26 protein-coding genes are annotated in these 24,246 nt (G+C 47.7%); 24 read left to right on the plus strand and 2 right to left on the minus strand.

All coding sequences use genetic code 11. The features are described 5' to 3' along the window. The first annotated feature begins 27 nt into the window (after positions 1-27). The 6 genes from NSQ39_RS07835 (at position 28) to ypjB (ending at position 4,277) form a co-directional block, all read left to right on the plus strand. The gene (locus tag NSQ39_RS07835) at positions 28-474 is read left to right on the plus strand and encodes a YpiF family protein (protein ID WP_175077201.1); all 447 of its coding nucleotides are present in this window, start codon (positions 28-30) and stop codon (positions 472-474) included. A gap of 147 nt (positions 475-621) precedes the next feature. Continuing rightward, a complete protein-coding gene (locus tag NSQ39_RS07840) occupies positions 622-1,128 on the plus strand; it encodes a QcrA and Rieske domain-containing protein (protein WP_046129892.1) in 507 nt (168 codons plus the stop codon). A 2-nt stretch (positions 1,129-1,130) separates the two neighbouring features. Then, entirely contained in the window at positions 1,131-1,805 is a 675-nt protein-coding gene (gene qcrB, locus NSQ39_RS07845) for a menaquinol-cytochrome c reductase cytochrome b subunit (protein ID WP_046129893.1), read from the plus strand. Positions 1,806-1,838: 33 nt separating this feature from the next. Then, on the plus strand, positions 1,839-2,606 hold the full coding sequence (locus NSQ39_RS07850; protein ID WP_046129894.1) for a menaquinol-cytochrome c reductase cytochrome b/c subunit: 768 nt from the start codon (positions 1,839-1,841) through the stop codon (positions 2,604-2,606). Positions 2,607-2,812: 206 nt separating this feature from the next. Continuing rightward, positions 2,813-3,397 (plus strand): DUF1405 domain-containing protein, encoded by a 585-nt coding sequence (locus NSQ39_RS07855; RefSeq protein ID WP_175077202.1) that lies wholly within the window; start codon positions 2,813-2,815, stop codon positions 3,395-3,397. 76 nt (positions 3,398-3,473) lie between these two features. After that, positions 3,474-4,277 carry a sporulation protein YpjB gene (ypjB, locus tag NSQ39_RS07860; protein ID WP_175077203.1) on the plus strand — a complete coding sequence of 268 codons (804 nt, stop codon included), beginning with the start codon at positions 3,474-3,476 and terminating at the stop codon, positions 4,275-4,277. A 38-nt stretch (positions 4,278-4,315) separates the two neighbouring features. Here ypjB and NSQ39_RS07865 read toward each other — a convergent pair whose 3' ends face one another. Continuing rightward, positions 4,316-5,188 carry a YitT family protein gene (locus tag NSQ39_RS07865; protein WP_046129896.1) on the minus strand — a complete coding sequence of 291 codons (873 nt, stop codon included), beginning with the start codon at positions 5,186-5,188 and terminating at the stop codon, positions 4,316-4,318. 135 nt (positions 5,189-5,323) lie between these two features. Here NSQ39_RS07865 and NSQ39_RS07870 point away from each other — a divergent pair, with 135 nt between their 5' ends. The 18 genes from NSQ39_RS07870 (at position 5,324) to NSQ39_RS07955 (ending at position 21,541) form a co-directional block, all read left to right on the plus strand. Next, the gene (locus NSQ39_RS07870; RefSeq protein WP_048352940.1) at positions 5,324-5,662 is read left to right on the plus strand and encodes a nucleotide pyrophosphohydrolase; all 339 of its coding nucleotides are present in this window, start codon (positions 5,324-5,326) and stop codon (positions 5,660-5,662) included. Between the two features lie 11 nt (positions 5,663-5,673). Beyond that, complete coding sequence (dapB, locus tag NSQ39_RS07875) at positions 5,674-6,477, plus strand: 4-hydroxy-tetrahydrodipicolinate reductase (protein ID WP_175077204.1); 804 nt, start codon at positions 5,674-5,676, stop codon at positions 6,475-6,477. 21 nt (positions 6,478-6,498) lie between these two features. After that, positions 6,499-6,912 carry a methylglyoxal synthase gene (gene mgsA, locus NSQ39_RS07880; protein WP_175077205.1) on the plus strand — a complete coding sequence of 138 codons (414 nt, stop codon included), beginning with the start codon at positions 6,499-6,501 and terminating at the stop codon, positions 6,910-6,912. After that, positions 6,899-7,606: a bacillithiol biosynthesis deacetylase BshB1 gene (gene bshB1, locus NSQ39_RS07885; RefSeq protein ID WP_335497646.1), complete on the plus strand. Its 708-nt coding sequence runs from the start codon at positions 6,899-6,901 to the stop codon at positions 7,604-7,606. Before mgsA ends, bshB1 begins: the two co-directional genes overlap by 14 nt. Next, a complete protein-coding gene (gene bshA / locus NSQ39_RS07890; RefSeq protein ID WP_175077207.1) occupies positions 7,606-8,742 on the plus strand; it encodes an N-acetyl-alpha-D-glucosaminyl L-malate synthase BshA in 1,137 nt (378 codons plus the stop codon). The genes bshB1 and bshA overlap by 1 nt, the downstream gene beginning before the upstream one ends. Positions 8,743-8,745: 3 nt before the next feature. Next, positions 8,746-9,939 (plus strand): CCA tRNA nucleotidyltransferase, encoded by a 1,194-nt coding sequence (locus NSQ39_RS07895; RefSeq protein ID WP_175077208.1) that lies wholly within the window; start codon positions 8,746-8,748, stop codon positions 9,937-9,939. Then, positions 9,924-10,907, plus strand: a complete 984-nt coding sequence (locus tag NSQ39_RS07900; protein ID WP_216898560.1) for a biotin--[acetyl-CoA-carboxylase] ligase — start codon at positions 9,924-9,926, stop codon at positions 10,905-10,907. The genes NSQ39_RS07895 and NSQ39_RS07900 overlap by 16 nt, the downstream gene beginning before the upstream one ends. A gap of 228 nt (positions 10,908-11,135) precedes the next feature. Then, positions 11,136-11,969 carry a 3-methyl-2-oxobutanoate hydroxymethyltransferase gene (gene panB / locus NSQ39_RS07905; RefSeq protein WP_175077210.1) on the plus strand — a complete coding sequence of 278 codons (834 nt, stop codon included), beginning with the start codon at positions 11,136-11,138 and terminating at the stop codon, positions 11,967-11,969. A gap of 2 nt (positions 11,970-11,971) precedes the next feature. After that, complete coding sequence (gene panC / locus NSQ39_RS07910) at positions 11,972-12,838, plus strand: pantoate--beta-alanine ligase (protein WP_175077211.1); 867 nt, start codon at positions 11,972-11,974, stop codon at positions 12,836-12,838. Next, positions 12,838-13,221, plus strand: coding sequence for an aspartate 1-decarboxylase (gene panD / locus NSQ39_RS07915; RefSeq protein WP_046129905.1), 384 nt, complete (start codon positions 12,838-12,840; stop codon positions 13,219-13,221). The genes panC and panD overlap by 1 nt, the downstream gene beginning before the upstream one ends. 141 nt (positions 13,222-13,362) lie before the next feature. Beyond that, the gene (gene dinG, locus NSQ39_RS07920) at positions 13,363-16,146 is read left to right on the plus strand and encodes an ATP-dependent DNA helicase DinG (protein WP_216898562.1); all 2,784 of its coding nucleotides are present in this window, start codon (positions 13,363-13,365) and stop codon (positions 16,144-16,146) included. Between the two features lie 158 nt (positions 16,147-16,304). Then, positions 16,305-16,475, plus strand: a complete 171-nt coding sequence (locus NSQ39_RS07925; RefSeq protein WP_175077213.1) for a YpmA family protein — start codon at positions 16,305-16,307, stop codon at positions 16,473-16,475. Between the two features lie 9 nt (positions 16,476-16,484). Further along, on the plus strand, positions 16,485-16,970 hold the full coding sequence (tseB, locus tag NSQ39_RS07930; protein ID WP_175077214.1) for a cell wall elongation/penicillin-binding protein regulator TseB: 486 nt from the start codon (positions 16,485-16,487) through the stop codon (positions 16,968-16,970). Between the two features lie 22 nt (positions 16,971-16,992). Beyond that, positions 16,993-18,177 carry a pyridoxal phosphate-dependent aminotransferase gene (locus NSQ39_RS07935; protein WP_175077215.1) on the plus strand — a complete coding sequence of 395 codons (1,185 nt, stop codon included), beginning with the start codon at positions 16,993-16,995 and terminating at the stop codon, positions 18,175-18,177. Between the two features lie 136 nt (positions 18,178-18,313). After that, positions 18,314-19,606 (plus strand): asparagine--tRNA ligase, encoded by a 1,293-nt coding sequence (asnS, locus tag NSQ39_RS07940; protein WP_046129909.1) that lies wholly within the window; start codon positions 18,314-18,316, stop codon positions 19,604-19,606. A gap of 74 nt (positions 19,607-19,680) precedes the next feature. Continuing rightward, the gene (locus NSQ39_RS07945) at positions 19,681-20,376 is read left to right on the plus strand and encodes a DnaD domain-containing protein (RefSeq protein WP_175077216.1); all 696 of its coding nucleotides are present in this window, start codon (positions 19,681-19,683) and stop codon (positions 20,374-20,376) included. A 17-nt stretch (positions 20,377-20,393) separates the two neighbouring features. Continuing rightward, complete coding sequence (gene nth, locus NSQ39_RS07950) at positions 20,394-21,056, plus strand: endonuclease III (protein ID WP_046129911.1); 663 nt, start codon at positions 20,394-20,396, stop codon at positions 21,054-21,056. A gap of 44 nt (positions 21,057-21,100) precedes the next feature. After that, a complete protein-coding gene (locus tag NSQ39_RS07955) occupies positions 21,101-21,541 on the plus strand; it encodes a YpoC family protein (RefSeq protein WP_202049446.1) in 441 nt (146 codons plus the stop codon). A 32-nt stretch (positions 21,542-21,573) separates the two neighbouring features. Here NSQ39_RS07955 and NSQ39_RS07960 read toward each other — a convergent pair whose 3' ends face one another. Then, positions 21,574-24,231, minus strand: a complete 2,658-nt coding sequence (locus tag NSQ39_RS07960) for a PBP1A family penicillin-binding protein (protein ID WP_046130810.1) — start codon at positions 24,229-24,231, stop codon at positions 21,574-21,576. Positions 24,232-24,246: the final 15 nt, after the last annotated feature.

The raw sequence follows: 24,246 nt of genomic DNA on the forward strand, positions 1-24,246 counted from the left end.
CGCTGTCATAAAAGGAGGATATCCCGAGTGAAATGGAATGCACATGATGCAGATGTTTATCTGAACGCCAAGGAGTACATCGATACCGCGGTCATTCCGCTGATTTCGGTCGATCTAGGGGAGCAGTTTAAATCAGCCGTCTCAAAAGGGGAATTTACATCGATGCTCGCTGAGGAGCTTGAGAGGCAGCTGAAGGGCCGCATCTATCTGTTTCCGCCTTATACATATTTGCAGGCTGATGAAAAATCGGCACGGGATCTTGGCGATCTGAAAGAAATGGCCGAAAAGCACTTTCGGCACACCATTTTTCTGACGGCTGACGAGCGCTGGAAGCATGCGCTCAGCGATGAGCAAAGGCTGCTCTGGATTCCGGCTGTGCCCCTTGAACATATGAAAGACTCGCTGAAACAAAAGGTTCTTGATGACCAAATTGAGCAAATATTGAACATTTTGTTACAATATTGGAACTCTTGATAAAAACACTTACATTTCCTCAGATTAGTTATTTTGGGAATGTTGACCTTCCTAAAAGATTGATATATTATGAGGGTGTCCTAGTTTCATTGAATATTTTTCTATTTCAGTTATATTGTAGCTGGGGACTTGAGGGGGGATATGAAGATGAGCGAAAACAGACATCGGGTATCCAGACGTCAATTTTTAAACTACACGCTGACCGGGGTCGGCGGTTTTATGGCGGCGGGAATGCTCATGCCTATGGTTCGCTTCGCGCTCGATCCGGTTTTAAGACCGACTGAGGATCAGGACATGGTTCAGGTTGTAAGCGTTGACGAGCTGACAAACGAACCGCAGCGCTTCGACTTCAAGATCAAACAAGTGGATGCCTGGTACGAATCTGAAGAATCGCGGTCGGCGTGGGTTTTCAAACATGGGGGAGAAATCATAGCTTTATCACCGGTTTGTAAGCATTTGGGGTGCACGGTCAACTGGAACAGCGATCCAAAAAATCCGAACAAGTTTTTTTGTCCGTGCCATTACGGACTTTATGAAAAGGATGGTACCAATGTACCCGGAACTCCGCCGCTTGCTCCTTTAGACCGATATGAGCAAGAGGTTAAAAACGGCTATCTTTACTTAGGGAAAGCCAAGCCGAGGAAGGATGGGTGATCATGCTAAACAAAATTTATGACTGGGTGGATGAAAGGCTTGATATCACACCGCTCTGGAGAGATATTGCCGATCACGAAGTTCCTGAACACGTCAATCCGGCGCACCATTTTTCAGCATTCGTCTATTGCTTTGGGGGATTGACGTTTTTTGTAACGGTCATTCAGGTGCTTTCCGGCATGTTTTTAACGATGTATTATGTCCCGGACATAAAAAATGCCTGGGAATCGGTTTACTATTTGCAAAATGAAGTAGCTTTCGGACAAATTGTACGGGGAATGCACCACTGGGGGGCAAGCCTGGTCATCGTCATGATGTTTCTTCATACGCTGAGGGTTTTCTTTCAGGGGGCGTATAAAAAGCCCAGGGAGCTGAACTGGATCGTCGGCGTGCTCATTTTCTTTGTCATGCTCGGCTTAGGTTTTACAGGCTACCTGCTGCCATGGGATATGAAGGCTCTGTTTGCGACAAAAGTAGGTCTGCAGATCGCGGAGGCGACGCCGCTGATCGGGCCGGAAATCAAAACGCTGCTCGCCGGTCATCCGGATATCGTCGGCGCCCAGACGTTGACGCGATTTTTTGCCATACACGTCTTTTTCCTGCCAGCCGCTCTCTTTGCGCTTATGGCTGCACACTTTATCATGATTCGCAAGCAAGGAATTTCCGGGCCGCTGTAAACGAGTGATGAAAAGAAAGAAGGAGGGGATGGCATGAAAAGGGGAAAAGGAATGAAGTTTGTCGGAGATTCGAGAATACCGGCGGAAAGAAAACCGAATATTCCAAAAGATTATTCGGAATTTCCGGGGAAAACGGAAGCGTTCTGGCCGAACTTTTTGCTTAAAGAGTGGCTTGTAGGAGCGGTTTTTCTGATCGGTTTTCTCGTATTGACCGTCGTTCATGAGCCTCCTCTTGAACGGATGGCCGATCCGACGGATACCGGTTACATACCTTTACCGGACTGGTACTTTCTATTTTTGTACCAATTGCTTAAATACGAATATGCCGCCGGGCCGTATACGGTGGTCGGAGCAATCGTCATACCGGCGATTGCGTTCGGGGCGCTTCTGCTGGCACCGTTTATCGACAGGGGGCCTGACAGAAGACCGTTTAAGCGTCCCGTTGCTGTCGGGCTGATGCTTTTGGCGCTGTCAGCCACGGTTTTCTTGACATGGCAGTCCGTCGTCACACACGATTGGGCCGCTGCCGAAGAACAAGGGAAAATCAAAGAAGAGGCTGACATTGACAAGAGCGCTGCGGGCTACAAGGTCTACCAGGAACAAGGCTGTATTTCTTGCCACGGCGATAACATGCAGGGCGGGGCAGCCGGACCGTCTCTCGTTGACAACGGTTTATCTCCTGAAGAGATTGCGAAAATCGCCAAGGAAGGCAAGGGGCAAATGCCGGCCGGCGTGTTTAAGGGTAATGATAAGCAGCTGAAAGAGCTGTCCAAATTCATATCTGAAACGACTGCAAAGTAAATGTTGTCAAGATTCAAAAGGAAAGATATACTCATGATAGAGCTGAAGCTGACGTTAGGTCAGCGTTCGAGGCTGTCGAAAAAATTCGGCAGCCTCTTCAAATTGCAGCGGGTCTATACTCCGAGAGCGTGAACACGCCCATGTGTTCCAGGCGGAGGACCCAAGCGGCAGCCCTTTTTATTTTAAAAGACTGTGAGTTGATAGAAGTGAAATGGATTCTTTACATGCTCGGGCAAAGATCAGTACTCGTCCTGCTATTGGCCGTCAACTTTCTCGGCACTGTCTACGGATATTATTGGTACCTTCCCCAGCTGGTGGACACTCCGGCAAAGTTTCTGATCTTTGTTCCCGACAGCCCGACAGCCACCTTGTTTTTTTTATTTGTCCTTTTGGGCTTTCTTTTAAAAAGGAATGCGTCCCTGTTTGAAGCGCTTGCTCTCGTTACGCTCGTTAAATACGGGCTGTGGGCGGTCGTCATGAATATACTCGTGCTTGTAACGACGGGAAGCCTTCATTGGACGGGGTATATGCTGATTGCATCGCATTTTGCCATGGCTGTGCAAGGCATTTTGTATTCGCCGTATTACCGGTTTAAAGCTTGGCACTTGGCGGCGGCTGCGGTTTGGACGCTCCATAATGATGTGATCGATTACCTGTTTAAGATGATGCCGAATTATTCAATGCTTGATCAATACATGCCGCAAATCGGCTATTTTACGTTTTGGATGAGCATCGCTTCGATCGGATTGGCGTATTATCTTGTCCTGTCTAAGAAAGCTTTCAAGCTGTAGGCTTTGGATAACAATCTTGGTCTAACCTTGTCCCTCTCTTCATACGCTGTAATAGAAGGAGTGGGAGGGACCGTAAATGATACGAAAGGTGATCCTTTGCATGCTGATTGCGCTCGTTTTTCCTGCCTGCGGTTTGAAAGCGGGCGGTGATCCGAAAGCATTGCAGGAATTGAACGAACTGTCCGATACCGTATTCCAATTAACAAGGCAGACGCAATATGAAGAGGCTGTCCAGATTCTCCAATATTTTGAAGACAGGCTGAAGGCTGCGGAGAAAAGCGAAGCGGAAGGTGTGATGACCGCAACAGAGGTCCGCCAGGTTACGCTGGCATATCATGATGTGCTGAAAAGCCTTGAAGACAAAGAGACGGAGCAAACAGACAAGCTTAAAGCAGCGGCTCAGTTCAGGATGCTGATGGATGCGTTGGAGTCCGACCATGACCCGCTTTGGAGTTCGCTGAAAAAGCCGATCATGGATTCGTTTCAAGCGCTGAAAGCCGGTATTCAAAAGGAAGACGGCATGACGTTTCAGGAAAAATGGAATCATTTCTTATCATTGTATGATACGATTTATCCAAGCTTAACGATTGATGTCCCGCCAAAACAACTTAAAAGCGTCTCAAACCATATCGATGTCGTCGAGCACGGCGATTTTCAGCAAATGACGGAAAGCAGCAAGCTCGAAAGGCTGAATGCGCTGGAAAAAGATTTGGAAGACGTATTTAATCAAGTGGAGGAAGATGACGCAGATCCCTCCTTGTTGTGGGTCATCCTGACAACTGGAAGCATCATCCTTTCTACGCTGACATACGTCGGTTTCAGGAAGTATAAAGCCGAAGGGGACAGGCGCAAAAAAAGGGAAAAGGATTGGCCGAAATAGAAGCTCTGCAGCCCGCAGGCTTCTTTTTGTTTGATGGTTCAGCGGGAAATGGGATTTTTGTTTTCGTCAAGCGTAAATCCCTCACCCAATACATCGTGAACATCGCTTACCGCAACAAATGCATGGGGGTCGACGGATGTGATCACATTTTTTAAAAGGACCACTTCATTTTTCGGGACGACGCAATATAACACATCGCGCTCGGCTTTCGTATAGGACCCCTGGCCTTTTAAAACCGTGACTCCGCGTTCCATTTCTTCGATTATTTTTTGCTGGATCTGCTCGTTTTTTTCGGAAATGATGGTCGCTCCTTTTGCAGCGTACCCGCCTTCCTGCATGAAGTCAATCACTTTTGAGGCAACAAATACGGCGACGAGAGTGTACATCGCTTCTTTATAGGAAAGATAAAAAATAAGCGAAAGCGTAATGACGCAGGCGTCAAATACAAACATGACTTTGCCCATGGGTGTATGGAAATATTTGTTGACGAGTCGGACGATGATATCAACGCCGCCTGTCGTACCTCCGTATCTAAAAATGATTCCGAGCCCGGTGCCGATAAAAACGCCGGCAAACAGCGCTGCAAGCGCAAGATCGTGCTTCAGCGGCATATGGATCTGGAAGCGCTGGAAAATCCATAAAAACACGGACAGGCTGACGGTTCCGATGATCGAATACGCAAAAACCGTTCTTCCGAGCAGCCTCCAGCCGATGATAAAGACCGGAATGTTTAATACCAGATTGGAAATGGAAGGATCGATCTTAAACAAGAAATACAGGAGCAGGGTGATTCCGGTAAAACCGCCTTCCGACAAATTGTTTTGCATATTAAAATGAACAAGTCCAAACGAAAAGACAGCGGCGCCCGCCAAGATAAACAAAACATTTTTCATTCTGATCTCTCCGAACATAAAAATCCCCTTTCCTTCCATAAGCTGGCGTTAATATTATAGTGTATCCCATCTAAAACAGCAAACCCGTCTCAAACATTTGTCAAACTTGTTTGAATTCGCTAACATGTAAGAGATGACAGGAGGTTTTGCCAAATGACTCAGGAAAAAACGGTGAAAGATATACAGCGCGAGGTTGATGAATATATCGGCCAATTTAAAGAAGGCTATTTCAGCCCGCTTGCGATGATGGCCAGGCTGACGGAGGAACTCGGCGAACTGGCGCGGGAAATCAATCATCATTACGGGGAAAAGCCGAAGAAAAAAACCGAAGCCGAAAAAAAGATCGAAGAGGAAATCGGCGACGTTTTATTTGTTTTAGTTTGTTTAGCCAATTCACTTCATATATCATTAGATGAAGCGCATGATATGGTCATGGAGAAATTCAACACCCGTGACAAAGACCGCTGGACAAGAAAAGAAGAAGGAAAGTAGAGGAGATTCACATGCCAAAAGAAACGATCAAAATTGCCATAGCCGGCCCCCGCGGAAGAATGGGGACGGAAGCGGTCAAGCTTGTCGAGGATACCGCTCACTTTGAACTCGTCGGGGCGATTGACCGTACATATAACGGGAAGAAGCTGTCTGAAGTTATGCAGTGCCGCTCAAATGCGGTGATTTATACGGACATACACGAATGCTTTTCAGAAACGGCTCCGGACGTGCTGATTGATTTGACAACGCCTGAAATCGGTAAATTACATACGAAAATCGCCTTGGAGCACGGAGTCCGTCCGGTTGTCGGGACGACGGGATTCTCAGAAAGCGATCTCGATGAACTGATGCAGCTCACAGACGAAAAAGGAATCGGCGCAATCATTGCGCCAAACTTTGCGCTGGGAGCCGTCCTGATGATGAAATTTTCGCAGATGGCGGCCAACTATTTTACCGATGTGGAAATCATTGAACAGCATCATGATCAAAAGCTTGACGCCCCGAGCGGCACAGCGTTGAAAACAGCGGAAATGATCTCGGCCGTCCGGGAAGCAAAACAGCAGGGGCACCCTGACGAAAAAGAGATTTTGCCGGGAGCAAGAGGAGCAGAACAAAGCGGAATCCGCCTGCACAGCGTCCGCTTGCCGGGATTGATTGCCCATCAGGAAGTGCTGTTCGGCGGAGACGGACAAACGCTGAAAATCCGTCATGATTCATATAACCGTGCATCTTTCATGTCAGGTGTGAAACTGGCTGTTGAACAAGTGATGAAAATCGATCAGCTTGTCTACGGCCTTGAAAATATCATCGATTAATGACAAAAGGGGGAAATCGCTTTGAAAATCGCTTTAATCGCCCATGACCGTAAAAAACAGGATATGATTCAGCTTGTGACGGCGTATCAAAACATTTTAAAAAAGCACGAACTGTTTGCGACGGGGACGACCGGATTGAAAATCATGGAAGCAACCGGCCTGTCCATCGTCCGCTTCCAATCGGGGCCGCTCGGCGGAGATCAGCAGATTGGCGCGCTGATTGCGAAAAACGAAATCGACCTTGTCATCTTTTTAAGAGATCCGCTGACGGCTCAGCCGCATGAACCTGACGTTTCCGCATTGATCCGCCTGTCTGATGTCTACTCAATCCCGCTTGCGACCAATATGGGGACTGCGGAGATTTTGATCCGCTCGCTTGAAAAAGGCGCCTTTGAATTTAGAAATCTCGTTCACGGCGGGGATCGTAATGCTTGATATACTTGCTTTTGGCGCGCATAGCGATGATGTGGAAATCGGCATGGGAGGAACCATTGCGAAATACGCGGAAAAAGGGTTCCGGATCGGCATTTGCGATTTAACAAGGGCTGAACTGTCATCGAACGGAACGGTCGAAACGAGAAAAAGCGAAGCGGCGCTGGCGGCGGACATTTTAGGCGTCAGCCCGCGCATCTCCCTCTCGCTCCCGGACCGCGGCCTGTTTTTGAACGAGGAGGCGATCCGGGAAGCTGTAACCGTCATTCGGGCGTATAAGCCGAAGCTCGTGTTTGTGCCTTATCAAAAAGATCGGCACCCGGATCACGGACACGCGGCGGAAATCGTCGAAGAGGCGGTTTTTTCCGCCGGAATACATAAATATCAAGATGGAAACAATCAGCCGGCTCATAAAGTGCAAAATATGTATTACTATATGATAAACGGCTTTCATAAACCTGAATTTGTAATCGATATTTCCGATACGATGGAAAAGAAAATAGCGAGTCTCAGAGCATACAGGAGCCAGTTTACCCGGTCTGGGCAATCGGTGGAAACGCCGCTGACGAACGGGTATATCGAGACTGTTGAAGCGCGGGAAAAACTTCTCGGAAAAGAAGCAGGCGTCGCTTATGCGGAAGGATTTTTTTCGAAGCGTACGCTTGTGTTAAACAACGATTTATTTGGGGGCGGATGATGAAAAAACTAAAAATCGGAATCACGTGTTATCCGAGTGTCGGCGGATCGGGAATCATCGCGACCGAACTCGGCAAGCTGCTCGCGGAAAGAGGGCATGAAATTCATTTTATTACGTCAAGTGTCCCGTACAGACTGAATAAAGTATATTCCAACATTTATTTTCACGAGGTGCAAGTCAATCAATATGCCGTGTTTAAGTATCCGCCTTATGATTTGGCATTGGCCAGCAAAATGGCGGAAGTGGCCAAGCGGGAGCAGCTCGATATTTTGCATGCCCACTACGCTGTCCCGCATGCGGTTTCGGCTTTTTTAGCCAAGCAGATGCTGGGCGGAAACATCAAAACGGTCACCACGCTTCATGGCACCGATATTACGGTGCTCGGGTATGACCCGTCATTACAGGACTTGATCAAATTCGCCATTGAATCGTCGGACCGCGTGACGGCTGTATCATCCGCGCTTGCGTCTCAGACGTATGATTTGATCAAACCGGATAAGAAAATAGAAACGATCTACAATTTTGTTGATGAGCGGGTTTACATAAAGCACGATCATCATGCATTAAAAGAGCAGTACGGCATTTCGCCTGATGAAAAAGTGATCATCCATGTATCGAATTTCAGACAAGTCAAACGCGTGCAGGATGTCATTCATGTATTCAGCCGAATCGTCAAGCGGATGAAAGCAAAGCTCCTTCTCGTCGGTGACGGCCCGGAAATGACTGTCATCTGCCAGCTTGTCAGACAGCTTGGCTTAGGGGACGATGTACTCTTCTTAGGCAAGCAGGACAACGTAGAGGAGCTATACGCGATCAGCGATTTGAAACTCCTTTTATCGGAAAAGGAAAGCTTCGGCCTTGTTCTTCTTGAAGCGATGGCCTGCGGCGTTCCTTGCATCGGAACGAACATCGGAGGCATCCCGGAAGTGATAGAAGACGGAGTTTCCGGTTTTTTGGTCAATATAGGCGACGTCGATGCTGCGGCCGAAAAAGCGCTCCGTTTGTTCACGGATGACGCTTTGCATTCGAGCTTTGCGGAAGCGGCGCTGAGAAACATCAGGGACCGGTTTTCTTCCTGCAGTATCATCGGCCAGTATGAGGATATTTACAATCAATTAATAGAACTGGAAGTGTGAGCGATGGAGGATCTCTTTGTAAAGGCTCTCCCCCTCCTTCATGAGCTGAAAAAACACGGCTGGCAGGCTTATTTCGTCGGCGGGGCCGTCAGGGATACACACATGAATCGTCCGGTCGGGGACGTCGATATCGCAACAGATGCGCCGCCGGAGGAAATCGAGAGCATTTTTCCGAAAACGATCGATGTCGGAAAAGAGCATGGAACGATCATCGTTTTGCTGAATGGAGAATCTTATGAAGTGACGACGTTTCGTTCCGAACTCGAATACGAGGATTACAGAAGGCCGAGCGGTGTTCAATTTATCAAATCTCTCAAGGAAGACCTCAAACGCCGCGACTTAACGATCAACGCCATGGCGATGGATGAAAGCGGCAGGCTGATCGATTATTTCGGCGGTCTTTCTGATATAAAAGAAAAGGTCATTCAGACGGTCGGAGACCCTGCGGAGCGCTTTCACGAAGACGCGCTCCGCATGCTGCGGGCCCTCCGGTTTATGAGCCAGCTCGAATTTACGCTTTCGGAAAAGACAAAAGCGGCGATTTGTGAAAACAGTCATCTGCTGGCGCATATTTCAACAGAGCGAAAAACGGCAGAATTTGAAAAGCTGTTGAAAGGAAAAGCGGCTGGCCCGGCGCTTGCCGCGGCGGCCGACACAGGCCTGTACAAAGAGCTGCCCGGATTGGACGGAAAACCGGAAGAGGTCCGGTCTGCCGGCGTTTTTCCTTTTTATAAGCTGGAAAAAAGAGCGGACATCTGGGCGGCTTTCCTCTCCATGATATCGATTGACGATGCCCGATCCCACGCTTTTTTGAAAGCGTGGAAGCTGCCGGGCAAAGTCATCAAGCAGGCAGCGGAAGTCGGGAGCCGCATCAATCAAAAATGGGACAGGCTTTCCATGTATGAGGCCGGTGAAGAGACGCTTCTTTCGGCGGGCATGATTCATATGCTGAAGAAGACGGGGCAAATCGATGAACGGCGTTTGGCCGAAATACGGCAGGCTTATTCTGAACTTCCGATCAAAAGCTTGAAAGACCTCGCCGTTACGGGCGGGGACCTTCTCCAAATGAGAAACAAGCCGCCGGGCAAATGGGTTTCCGAAGACTTAAAACGGATTGAACACGCCGTTTTAATGGGGGAGCTCGCCAATCAAAAAAAAGCCATAGAGGAGTGGCTGAACGAATGCAATCAAACTTAAGAAAAAAACTCATTCAATTGTTTACCGAGGCTGACGGGGAATTCATCTCAGGACAGAAAATCAGCGAAGAGCTCGGATGCTCCAGAACGGCGGTCTGGAAGCATATTGAGGAACTGAGAAAATCGGGTTATGAGCTTGAAGCCGTCAGAAAGCTCGGCTATAAAATGAAAAAAAAGCCGGATAAGATCACTGAAAATGAAATCAGGCTCGGATTAAAAACGGAAAAAATGGGTCAAACGATTTATTTTCAGGATGTCGTGTCATCGACGCAAAAAGTCGCCCATGAACTGGCGAATAACGGTGCGCCGGAAGGGACGATCGTCGTAGCCGATAAGCAGACGGAAGGAAGGGGGAGAATGTCGAGAGCGTGGCACTCTCCTGAAGGAAACGGAATCTGGATGAGCCTCATTTTGCGGCCGGAGATTCCCGTCCAAAAAACGCCGCAATTGACCCTTTTGACCGCCGTGGCGATCGTCCAGGCAATCGAGGAGCAAACAGGGATCGCTGCGGAAATTAAATGGCCGAACGACATTTTAATCAACGGCAAAAAAGCGGTCGGGATTTTAACCGAATTGCAGGCGGAAGCCGACCAGGTCCATTCCGTCATCGTCGGTACGGGCATTAACGTCAATCAGCTTGCTGACGATTTTCCAAGCGAGCTAAAGGAGACGGCCACAAGCCTTCGCTTGGCGAGCGGCGAAAAAATCGACAGGGCGGCTCTTATTCAGACGATCTTGTTAACCTTTGAAAAAAGGTACCGCGAGTACATCACGCACGGGTTCCGGCCGATCAAGCTTTTATGGGAAAGCTATGCGCTGACTCTCTATCGCGAATTGACCGCGCGGACGCTTTCCGGAACGTTCCGGGGCAAAGCGCTCGGAATCGATGACGAAGGCGTGCTGCTCCTGGAAACGGGCGACGGAATCAAAAAAATCTATTCCGCAGATATCGAAATTAGTCCGTCATAGTTGGAACGGACGCGGCGTTTTTGGTATACTTCGATTGGGCAGTATCCGTTGGAACTGCACCTGCAAACGAAGTTTTATAAATAAACAGTCTGCCTTGATCCAAAAAGGACTGGGACAGAGGGATGATTCTTGCCGATGACGGACGATGCAAAATCTTCTTCGCGGAAGATTTTTTTACTGTCCGAAAAAAGGCAGCTCATCTCCTCTGAAAAAGAGGAGGAGAAACACATGAAGACAAAACTTGATTTTTTGAAAATGAAACAGGACGGAGAGCCGATCGTCATGCTGACCGCTTACGACTATCCGGCGGCAAAGCTGGCCGAGCAAGCCGGAGTGGACATGATCCTTGTCGGCGATTCTCTCGGAATGGTCGTCCTCGGCCTTGACTCGACCGTATCGGTTACCGTCGCAGACATGATCCACCACACAAAGGCCGTAAAACGGGGTGCAAAACATACATTTGTCGTTACAGACATGCCGTTTATGTCCTATCACTGCTCACAGGAAGACGCGCTCAAAAACGCGATGAAAATCGTGCAGGAAAGCGGTGCGGATGCGTTGAAGCTCGAAGGCGGAGACGGGGTGTTTGAAACGATTACAGCCTTAACAAGGGGCGGAATACCTGTGGTCAGTCATTTAGGCTTGACCCCGCAGTCTGTAGGTGTCCTTGGAGGCTATAAAGTACAGGGAAAAGACGAAGAAAGCGCGAAAAAACTGATCGAAGACAGCAGGCGCTGCGAAGAAGCAGGGGCGATTGCCCTCGTGCTTGAATGCGTTCCTGCCAAACTCGCGGAACGGATTTCAAAAGAATTAACGATCCCGGTTATCGGCATCGGAGCAGGCGTCTACACAGACGGACAGGTTCTTGTCTACCATGATGTCGTCGGCCACGGAGTCGGCCGGACGCCGAAATTTGTTAAACAATACGCGCAAATCGACCCGCCGATTGAAGCGGCGCTTACCGGATATGTGCAAGACGTGAGAAACCGAGACTTTCCGGAAGATGCTCATTCCTTCCATATTGATCAAGAAGTGCTTGAAGGGTTATACGGAGGAAAATAATCATGATTGAGATCCATACAGCAAAAGAAATTCAAACGATAGCAAACACATATCGAAAAGAAGGAAAAACGATCGGATTCGTGCCGACGATGGGATTTCTTCACGAAGGGCATATGGCGCTTGTGAAAAAAGCGCGGAAAGACAATGATATCGTCGTGATGAGCATTTTTGTCAATCCTCTTCAATTCGGTCCGGGGGAAGACTATGAAGCATATCCCAGAGATATCGAAAGAGACCGGAAGCTGGCGAAGGAGGGGGGAGTGGACGTTTTGTTCACTCCCGCTCCCGAGGAAATGTACAAAGCTGAATCAACGGTTATCGCCAGCGTCAAAAAAAGGACCGATGTCCTTTGCGGCCGTTCAAGACAAGGTCATTTTGACGGCGTCGCAACCGTACTGACGAAGCTGTTCAACCTCGCGTCTCCGACGAGGGTTTATTTTGGAATGAAGGATGCGCAGCAGGTCGCTGTTGTCGACGGCTTGATCGATGATTTCTTCATGGACATTGAGCTTGTTCCCGTTGATACGGTGCGGGAAGAAGACGGGCTTGCGAAAAGCTCGCGGAATGTTTATCTGACACAGAGCGAGCGGAAAGAAGCGGCGGCTTTATACGAGGCGCTTCGGCATGGCGACCGGCTCGTTTCCGAGGGCGAGCGCAATCCGGATGCCGTGAAAAAAGAAATTCGGGGCATATTGGAAAAAACGAGCGGTGTCATCGATTATGCGGAGATTTACTCATATCCGGAATTGAAGAGCCTAAAGACGCTGAGCGGGAAATTCATTATAGCGGTAGCCGTAAAATTCTCAAAAGCCCGCCTAATTGATAATATCATCATCGAAATTCCGGACGATCAAAAGGAGGATGAATGATGTACCGGACGTTAATGAGCGCCAAGCTTCACAGAGCGAGGGTGACGGAAGCCAACTTGAACTACGTCGGCAGCATCACGATAGATGAAGATTTATTGGATGCCGTCGGAATGATGGCAAATGAAAAAGTACAAATTGTAAATAATAATAACGGCGCCCGGCTGGAAACATACATCATTCCCGGTGAAAGGGGGAGCGGCGTCATTTGCCTGAATGGCGCAGCCGCCCGGCTCGTTCAAAAAGGAGATGTCGTCATCATTGTGTCATACGCGATGATGACGGAAGAAGAGGCGAAGCATCACAAGCCGAAAGTGGCCGTTTTGAACGAGAAGAACGAAATTGAGCAAATGCTTGGGTTTGAGCCGGCCCGCACCATTCTGTAAAGCCCCCAATGCTGGGGGCTTTCATGCCGTTTTAGGAAGAACATTTTAAAAGAGGCCTGTTTTTTCAGCCGCTGTCCTCATGTACTTTCTAAAAACGTGTTACACTTTTGTTGAACGTATCAAAATTGAGGTGTCCATTGAATGAACAATCAACGTTATGTAGTCATTGATGTGGAAACGACAGGGAATTCGCCGAAAAAAGGCGACAAAATTATTCAAATTGCAGCGGTTGTGATTGAAAATGGACAAATTACCGAACGTTTCTCCAAGTATGTGAATCCAAACCAGCCCATTCCCGCTTTTATCGAACAGCTGACGGGAATCACAAATGAGATGGTGGAAAACGAAGAGCCGTTTTCGGCGATCGCCGGAGATATATTTGAACTTCTTAATGAGAGCTGTTTTATAGCACATAACATTCACTTCGACCTCGGATTTGTCAAACACGAATTGAAGGAAGCCGGTTACGGAGGGCTCGAATGCAATGTGCTTGATACGGTGGAGCTTGCGAGAATCGCATATCCCCGCTTCGACGGATACAAGCTGACAGAACTGAGCGAAGAGCTGAAGCTCAAGCATGAAAACCCGCACAGAGCAGACAGTGATGCAGAAGTAACCGCCATGATTTTCTTACATATGATGGACAGATTCAAGCGGCTGCCGCTCCCTGTCCTGAAAGGGATAAGGCGTCTATCGTGGCACCTGATCAGCGATGCGCAGGAGCTGTTTGACGGTTTGATCGTCGAAAAGGACGGCCGCGCAGAGCTTGAAGAAGGGTATATCAAAGTCGGTTCATTTGTTATAAAAGCGCCTGAGACTGCGCCTGAAGAACCCGAAAAAGAGGTCTTCCCATCTCATGAAACACATATTTGGGAGGATGGCCCAGGCCTCTCTTCTTTGCCGAGGTTTGAAAAAAGAGAAGGGCAAACAAAAATGATGAAAGAGGTCTGGACCGCGTTTACGAATCACGAACACGCTCTGATCGAAGCGGCGACAGGGATCGGGAAGACGCTCGGGTACCTCGTGCCTGCGGCCGTTTATGCCAAACAAACCGAAAAGCCGGTTGTTGTCAGCACGTATACGACATTGCTCCAGCAGCAGATTTTGCACCATGATATCCCGCTTATGCAGCAGGCCGTGCCGTTTTCGGTCAAAGCCGCTGTGCTGAAAGGGCGGTCCCATTATTTATGCATCCATAAATTCGAGCAGATTTTGCAGGAAGATGACGATAATTATGATGCCGTCCTGGCAAAGGCGCAAATTCTCGTCTGGCTGACGGATACACAGACCGGCGATTTATCCGAAATCAACCTGCCGTCCGGCGGGAAACTGCTATGGGAACGAATCGCTTTTGATGACCGTTCTTATGAGAGAAACCGCCCGTTCAAAGAGCTGTGTTTTTATGAACGGGCAAAAAGAGAAGCAGACAATGCCGACCTGATCATCACCAACCATGCGCTACTTTTGACAGATGAAATCAACCAGCGAATCCATGCAGCTCATGCGGATACGTTTGTGATCGATGAAGCCCATCACTTTGAACGTGCCGCCGGCGAACAGTTTGGAGCAAGGGCCGATTACGTTTCGCTGCATAAACAATTGATGCGGCTCGGCACTTTAAAGCAGAGAGGCCTTCTGAAAAAAGCAGAACGGCTGTTCCGCTCATTCGGCATCTCTTCGGAAACGTTTTTCCAAATCGATGAATGGCTCGGCCGGCTCATTGAGGAAAGCGATATGTTCTTCACATCTGTCCATGCTTTTGTCAAACGGAGGAAACCAAAGAAGGATGTCAACCGTCTGCTCTATAAGGTTGGTTCAGGCGGAGAAAACCGGGCTTGGAGCCGTCTCGAAGAAGGCGCCAGAAGGCTGTGCGCCATGCTTTATGATATGCATCAGCTGTTTTTGGATCAAAAGGAACAGGTAAGCGGCAAACACGTTTCTTTCACAAGCCGGCAGGCGTTTCTTCTTGAAGAATATCAATCGTGCATGGCCTATCTTGAAGAGTACGGCAATAAGCTCAGGCGTTTGCTTTTTGAACACGGCGACGATGAAGTCGTCTGGATTGAAATTGATGCAAAAGGGGCGAAAAATGCGGCCGCTTTTTATGCCCAGCCGCTGGATGCGGGCGAAATGCTGGCTGACCGTTTTTTTACCCGGAAAAGGAGCGTCGTTCTCACTTCTGCGACGCTTGTCGTGGAAAACTCTTTCAGCTATATGATCAAAAAGCTCGGGTTAAGCGATTTTTATCCGAGAACCTTGCAAATCGAGTCGCCTTTCTCTTATGATAAGCGTATGAAAATCATGATTCCGACAGATGTCAGCCCGATTACAAACGATCATCCCGAGGAGTATACCGCGGATGTTGCCCGATATATCATGGCGCTTTCACAGCAGCCGAATGCCAAGGTGCTCGTGCTGTTTACATCTCATGACATGCTGCGTGATGTGTATCAGTTGCTGAAAGACGAAGCTGACCTTCAGTGCCAGCTTTTGGCTCAGGGGGTATCCGGAGGAAGCCCTGTCAAGATTATGAAGTCGTTTAAGTCTTGTCAGCAAGCGGTCCTGCTCGGAACGAACCATTTTTGGGAAGGCGTCGACTTTCCGGGGGACGAACTGACAACGCTGGTCATTGCAAGACTTCCTTTCAAGCCGCCTGATCATCCTGTTGAATCAGCCAAGTGCGAAAGAGCGAAACAAAAAGGGGAAAGCCCGTTTCAGGCCGTCTCGCTTCCTGAAGCTGTTTTAACCTTCAGACAGGGAATCGGCAGGCTTTTGCGTTCGCGAGAGGACAGCGGCATGGTCGTGATTCTCGATCGCCGGATTCGCACTTCATCCTACGGCAGGGTGTTTATGAAGGCTTTGCCTCCTGCTTCTGTTGAAGAGCCGGATTTATCGGGTCTAAAAGCTTATATTTCAAGGCTTTAATGCATAAAAAGCCGCATCAAGCGGCTCTTCACATGGTGTGGATTAAGGTTTTATTTTTGGCTGTTTATATAAACGGTTTATCCGTTGTAACAACTATTATGGCTTATGGCAGACAGAGTATGAATTACAATTATTGTTTCGTGCGGAGGTATTTGATAATGGATAGCAAAATCGAAATTCTTTCTACCGTGACTGTTGAGCATTCGGACGATCTTTATAAAATCGTCGATTTGTTAAACCGGACGCTTAAGCGCAACGATTTAATGTTTGGTCTTGCCCTTGATGAAGAAGATCAAAAACAGGCAATTTTCACTATTTATCGAACGTAGGGGATAAAAATGGGCAAAAAAACTTTAATTTTCATTCTGATATTTGGTATTATTTTTTTAACAGCGATTCTTGCCGGGGCGAACGTATACCGGACAGCAATGAGCCAAAAAGAGAGCGGTCACCCGGAAGCGGCAGCCCTCGCAAAAGAGAAGGCCGATTTAAAGGAAGTTGATTCCGTCGAAACGTTTGTCGGCAAAGAGAAGCAGTACATTGTGGAAGGAAAAAACAAAAAGGGCGAAAACATGTACGTGTGGGTGCCTGACGACAAAAAACAGAAGACGATCTTCAAAAAAGCGTCGGATGGCATTTCAAGCCGCCAGGCCGCCAAAGCGGTTGAGAATGAAGGCCTTGTGTCCCACCTGAAACAGGTGCATCTGGCAAGAGAAGGAAATGTTCTGATGTGGGAAGTTATATACTTAAATAAAGATGGGCAATACAGTTTAAGTTATGTGGACTTTATAAATGGAAAAATTCACAAAACGATAACGCCATAAGTCGAAACAGGGGGAAACCAAGTTGAATCTAGCGAAAAGAGTATCAGCATTAACACCGTCTGCAACATTGGCAATCACAGCAAAAGCAAAAGAATTAAAAGCGGCAGGGCACGATGTGATCGGCCTTGGTGCGGGAGAGCCGGATTTCAACACGCCGGAGCACATCATCGAAGCGGCCGTCCGCTCCATGAATGAAGGCCACACGAAATATACGCCTTCAGGAGGGCTTGCTGCGCTGAAAGAAAGCATCGCCGAAAAATTCAAACGCGATCAGGGCATTGAATACAGCCAATCAGAAATTATTGTATGTACAGGTGCGAAGCACGCTCTTTACACCCTATTTCAAGTATTGCTTGATGAGGGAGATGAAGTGATTATTCCGACGCCATACTGGGTCAGCTACCCTGAGCAGGTCAAGCTTGCCGGAGGCCGCCCCGTGTTTGTCGAAGGGTTAGAGGAAAACAGCTTCAAGATTTCTCCTGAACAGCTTGAACAAGCGCTGACAGATAAAACGAAAGCCGTCATCATCAATTCTCCAAGCAATCCGACCGGCATGATGTATTCGGAAGAAGAGCTCAAAGCGCTTGGCGACGTTTGTCTCCGCAACGATATTTTAATCGTGTCAGATGAAATTTACGAAAAGCTGATTTACGGCGGAGGAAAACACGTGTCGATCGCACAGCTTTCCCCTGAGCTAAAAAGACAGACGATTATTATCAACGGAGTTTCTAAATCGCACAGCATGACCGGCTGGAGAATCGGCTATGCAGCGGGAAATGAAGCGATCATTAAAGCGATGACCAACCTTGCCAGCCACAGTACATCAAACCCGACTTCTGTCGCTCAATACGGCGCCATCGCCGCTTACAACGGGTCTCAGGAGCCTGTTGAAGAGATGAAAAAGGCATTTGAAGAGCGCCTGAACAAAGTATATGAGCTGCTTCTGGAGATTCCGGGGCTGACTTGCCTGAAGCCGGAAGGTGCTTTTTATCTGTTCCCGAACGCAAAAAAAGCGGCTGAAGCATGCGGCTATAAAACCGTTGACGAATTTGCGGAAGCTCTTCTTGAAGAGGAGAAGGTCGCGATTGTCCCTGGCTCTGGATTCGGTGCGCCGGACAATATCCGCCTGTCCTATGCGACATCTCTTCCGCTGTTGGAAGAAGCAGTGAAACGCATTCGCCGCTTTGTGGTGAACCGCAGCAAATAACCTGAAAAGCGTCCTCCTGCGGGGCGCTTTTTATGATGCCATTGACCTTATCCGTTGAAAAAAGGTATAATATAAGTTATGGATGTCAGAGAGAAAACGGGCATGACCCTTTTCTTGGTTTTGGAGGGAAACGATAGTGAAAACAACAATAAACCAAGTGTACAAACATGTTGGTGAAGAAGTGACAATCGGCGCCTGGATTGCCAATAAACGTTCAAGCGGTAAAATCGCATTTTTACAGCTTCGCGACGGGACGGGCTTTATTCAGGGAGTCGTCGTTAAAGCGGAAGTGGATGAAGAGATTTTCCAAATTGCGAAAACGGTCACACAGGAAACGTCTTTGTATGTAACAGGCATCGTGAAAGAGGACGAACGCTCTCCTCTCGGGTACGAGCTTGCCGTGACATCGCTTAAAGTCATCCACGAAGCAAAGGACTATCCGATTACGCCGAAAGAACACGGAACAGAGTTTTTAATGGATCACAGGCATCTGTGGCTTCGTTCCAAACGGCAGCACGCCACAATGAAAATCCGAAACGAAATCATTCGCGCTACATACGAATTTTTCAATAAAGAAGGCTTTGTAAAAGTCGATCCGCCGATTTTGACGGGAAGCGCTCCAGAAGGAACGACAGAGCTGTTTGCGACGAAGTACTTTGATGAAGACGCTTATTTATCGCAAAGCGGCCAGCTGTACATGGAAGCCGCTGCAATGGCTTTAGGAAAAGTCTTTTCCTTCGGGCCGACCTTCAGGGCGGAAAAATCAAAAACAAAGCGCCATCTGATTGAGTTTTGGATGATCGAGCCAGAAATGGCGTTTGTTGAATTCAATGAAAACCTCGAAGTGCAGGAAAATTACGTGTCTTTTGTTGTACAAAGCGTTCTTGAAAACTGCAAAATCGAGCTTAAAACGCTCGGAAGGGACACGTCGAAGCTCGAGCAGATCAAAGCGCCATTCCCGCGGATCACGTATGATGAAGCGATCCAGTTCTTAAAAGACAAAGGCTTTGATGACATCGAATGGGGCGACGATTTTGGGGCGCCTCATGAAACGGCGATTGCCGAAAGCTATGACAAGCCGGTGTTCATCACGCATTATCCGACATCTTTAAAGCCGTTCTACATGCAGCCTGCGCCTGACAGGGAAGAAGTCGTTCTTTGTGCAGACTTGATCGCTCCTGAAGGCTATGGCGAAATCATCGGCGGCTCAGAAAGGATCCATGATCTTGAACTTCTTGAAGCGCGCTTGAAAGAGCACGGCTTAGAATCTGATGCATATAAATGGTATGCTGAGCTGAGAAAATACGGTTCTGTTCCGCATTCAGGCTTCGGACTCGGTTTGGAGCGGACGGTTGCCTGGATCTGCGGGTCGCCTCACGTACGTGAAACGATTCCGTTCCCAAGACTGCTAAATCGTTTATATCCTTAAAAAAAAGTCTCCTGCTATGACAGGAGACTTTTTCACAGTCATCCTGATATACTGGAAGGTAAGAGGTGTATCAAATGAAAAAACAGCAATTTATAAAGATGCAGGAAATGGGATCTGTCAGCATTCCGAATCTGCTCTTTTTGAATTACAGAGAGCTTGGGCTTGACGAAACAGAGTTTATGCTGCTGTTAAACATCAAAATGCATGTGGAAAAAGGCTCTTTTTTCCCGACGCCTGAAGAATTGAGCAAAACGATGTCGATTGCGACTGAACAATGTATGAACATGCTGAGGATGTTTATCCAAAAAGGCTTTCTCTATATAGAAGAATGCGAAGACCAGAACGGCATTAAGTTTGAAAAATATTCGCTCGAACCTTTGTGGAGCAAACTGTTTGATTATCTCGAAATGGCGGAGAAGAAAAAACAGGATGAAGAGCAAGAAGGCGAACAAAAAAGCCTGTACACGATTTTTGAAGAAGAGTTTGCCAGGCCTTTATCTCCGCTGGAATGCGAGACGCTCTCCATCTGGATTGATCAGGATCACCACGATGTGCAGATGATCAAGCAGGCGTTAAAAGAAGCCGTCATGTCGGGAAAATTAAGCTTCCGCTATATTGACCGCATTCTTTTTGAATGGAAGAAAAACGGAATCACAACAATCGAACAAGCCGTCAGCTACAGCCAAAAATTCCGGCGAAAGACGCCCCGGCAAAGCGAGCAAAAGGAGTATAAAAGACAGGTTCCTTTTTACAATTGGCTTGAACATTAAGGTGAAAAGGTGAAGACATGTTAACGAAAAAACAGATCGAGTTTTGTTTAGAAACGATTGGCGAAATGTTTCCTGATGCAGAATGCGAACTGGTTCACGACAATCCGTTTGAACTCGTCATCGCTGTCGCTTTATCCGCCCAATGCACGGATGCTTTGGTCAACAAAGTGACAAAAACGCTGTTTCAAAAATATAAAAAGCCGGAAGATTACCTTGCGGTGCCGCTGGAAGAGCTTCAGCAGGACATCAAATCGATCGGCTTATACCGAAATAAAGCGAAAAATATTCAAAAGCTCTGCAAAATGCTGATTGAAGAATACGGCGGTGAAGTGCCGAAAGACAGGGATGAGTTGGTCAAACTTCCCGGTGTCGGGAGAAAAACGGCCAATGTCGTCGTCTCGGTGGCATTTGGTGTACCGGCCATCGCAGTCGACACCCATGTGGAAAGGGTTTCGAAAAGGCTTGGCTTCTGCCGCTGGAAGGATTCAGTCACAGAAGTAGAAAAAGCGCTGATGAAAAAAGTGCCGGAATCCGAATGGTCTGTGACACACCACAGACTGATCTTTTTCGGCCGCTACCACTGCAAGGCGCAACGGCCGAAATGTGAAGTATGTCCGCTGTTTTCCTTGTGCCGCGAAGGTCAAAAACGCTATAAAAAAGGACTGGTGAAGCTGCCGTGACAAGCGTTTCGCTTCTATCTGAATATGAACAGCCGCTGAGAAATATGAAGCCGGAAAGCGATGACAGGATTGCCGTTCTAAATGAGAATCCGCTCTATTTTGATTTTTTTGCAGAAGAGGGGATGCCTAAACCGTGGGACGACAAATCGGAATGGGTCCCGCTCCTTTTTCAAATGTGGGAGCAAACGAAGGACAGGCTTCTTCCCGTTTTCCAAACGAGAAAATCGAGATGCAGCCTGGACGAGATGCTGAAAGGGGTCTGCTATTTGATCGCAGCCTTCCATTGGACGATGGGAGAGCCCGTCGAGACGCTCAAATGGGAGACGCTCATTCGGAAAAACTTCCCTGTAAAACCGATCAACTGGACGGAACGGGTCGAATTTATTTTGCAGAAGCCAACCCAGTACCATTGTTTTATCCAGCTTGATGAACTATTTAACGAAATGAAAAAGCAATATTATAAATATGCCGCAATGAAAAAATAAACCCACTCACAAATCGTGAGTGGGTTTTATTGTTAGGTCCCGTCGTTATTTGTTTCGTTTCCCGAATTTGATTGATTCTTATCGTTGTTCTTGTTTTTAGAAGAATCATCGGTATTTTTATCTTTATTACCGTTGTCTTTATCTGTATCGCCTGAATTTTGGTTATCCTTGTTCGTATCGCCAGGTGTTTGCTTTTGATCATCAGACTGATCATTGTCACCGGTATCTTGCTGATCCTTATTTTTGTCTTCATCTGTGGTCTGATCATCATCTTTGTTTTGCTGATCATCCTGATTTTGCTGGTCATCGTCGGCTTTCGTTTCATCATCACTGGCCGCGTTGACTTTCAGGGTGACAGAAGCCGGATCACTTTCATCGTCATCGGTCACCGCCGTTACTTGGAACCTGTAGACAGATCCTTCTTTTGCATTCGGTATGACCGCTTCTTTGGCGCTGCTGTTTTGGATTTCGGTGTATCCTCCGCCGTCGACAGACTGTTTCACTTTAAATGAGGCGTCATCATCGCCTGAGTATGACCACGACAGTTTGATGCTTTTTGAAGCTTCATCATACTCCGCGCTCAAGCCGGATGGTTTTGCTGCATCTTCTTTTTCCTCATATTGTGTTGAAACGGTCGTCGGCTGAGTGCCTTTTACGAAATACTCGGTCGTCTTTTTGTCGCTAGGCGTGCTGCTGCTCGCCAGCGCAGCCGGATTGGAGCCTTTCACAACGGTCGCTTCCACGACGCTGTCCGGTTTCTTGAACGAGCCGCTGCCGTCGTCAACCTTGGCAATGACCTTTTTAAACAAGAGTTTGGCGATTTGCTGTTCGCTCACATTAAGCGAGTTCATGCCATCCTTACCGGTCCAGACGGCTGCCGTATATTGCGGCGTATAGCCGACAAACCACGAATCTCTCGCACCTTTCGGATTGAGGCCGTATTTTTTTACATCAGATTCTTCAAAGTTTGTGGTCCCCGTTTTTCCCGCAACAGTGACGCCAGGGACCTGTGCAGCAGTTCCCGTTCCTGTCTGAACGGCTGTCTTCAGCATATCCGTGATCATAAATGCGGTATAATCACTCATCGCAGCCTTTGATTCAGGCGTCAAGTCAAGTTTCGTACCGTCATTAAATTCAACTGATGAGACGAAATGTGGCTCATTGTAATAGCCATTGTTTCCAAATGCGCTGTACGCTCCGGCCATTTGCAATGTTGATACGCCTTTTCCGAAACCACCGATCGCATACGATTCTAACAGATCATCTTTATCGATCGAAAGGCCAAGGCCATTTGCGAAATTTGCCACGTTTTCTTTGCCGGCAGCCTGGAACGCTTTTACAGCCGGGATGTTCCGCGAATCGGCAAGCGCTTCCCGCATCGATATCCAACTTTTATATCTGAGGTCATAGTTATGAATTTCTTGTCCAGTAGAATACGTGTACGGTTCATCTTTAATCTGCTCATACGTCGACCATTTTTTATTTTCGATGACAGGTCCATAGTCAAGGATTGGTTTGATCGTTGAACCCGGCTGGCGTTTTGTAGCAGTCGCATAATTCCAACCGCCGGGAGACATATTGCCGCCAACTGCACGAACTTCGCCGGTTTTCGTATCAAGCAGGGTTAATCCGGCCTTCATTTTATCGGTAAGCAGACCAGAATTTTTGTCCATGAGCTCATTTAAATAATCTTGAGCGTCTGTATCTAGCGTCGTGTAAATTTTTAATCCGTCTGTGTTAGGATTAACGTTTGCTTTTGATTCAACTTCTTCTACGGCATCTTCGATAAATGCAGTGTATTTATTTGAATTTGATTTAGCATACTGCTTAGCAGACACAAGGCCTTTTTTAACAGATACTTTTTTCGCTTTGCTATAATCTGCGTCTGACAGGAAGCCGTGCTTATTCATCAGGCTTAAAACGATATTCCGCCTTTTTTCAGCCTGTTCCGGATGTTTGATCGGGTTGTAGTTGTTCGGGCTTTGCGGCATTCCGGCAAGCGTTGCGGCCTGCTCAACCGTCAAGTCGTTTAAGTTGGTAACCCCGTAGAATTGTTCCGCCGCTTTGCCGATACCGTAGGCTTGCGGTGAGAAGTAAATCCGGTTCAAATACATCTCAAGAATTTCGTCTTTTGAATATTTTCGTTCCAGCTGAAGGGAAAGCCATACTTCCTGCACTTTACGCTTCAGTGTTTTTTCATGCGAGAGAAGGGAGTTTTTGACGACCTGCTGTGTAATCGTACTTCCGCCTTCTGAACCGAATCCGCCTTCAAAGTTAGCGAGAAGCGCTCCTCCTATGCGGATCGGGTCAACCCCGTGGTGATCGTAAAAACGGGCGTCTTCTGTCGCGAGGAACGCGTTTTTGACTTTATCGGGTATATCTTTAATCGACACGTACTTCCGTTTTTCCGAGCCGAGCTCAGCGATTTTCTTCCCGTTTTTATCATAAATGGTTGATGAATACGGCGTTTTCAGTTTCGCTTCGTCAAGGGACGGAGCGTCTGAGACCATGACTGCAAAAGTGACGCCTCCGGCGATTAAGCCGATTACGCCAATGATCAGAATGGATAAAAGAATCTTTTTAAATAGTCCGGGTTTCTTTTTTTTCCTGGGTTTAGAATGAGTATTAGACCTGCTATTGCCCTGCTGGGCTCTTCGCCGTTCCTGGCGGCTTTTAAATTGATCTGACATAACATCTCAACCTTT

Source organism: Bacillus sp. FSL W8-0848 (genome assembly GCF_038007805.1).
In the GTDB taxonomy this organism is placed as follows: Bacteria; Bacillota; Bacilli; order Bacillales; family Bacillaceae; genus Bacillus; species Bacillus glycinifermentans.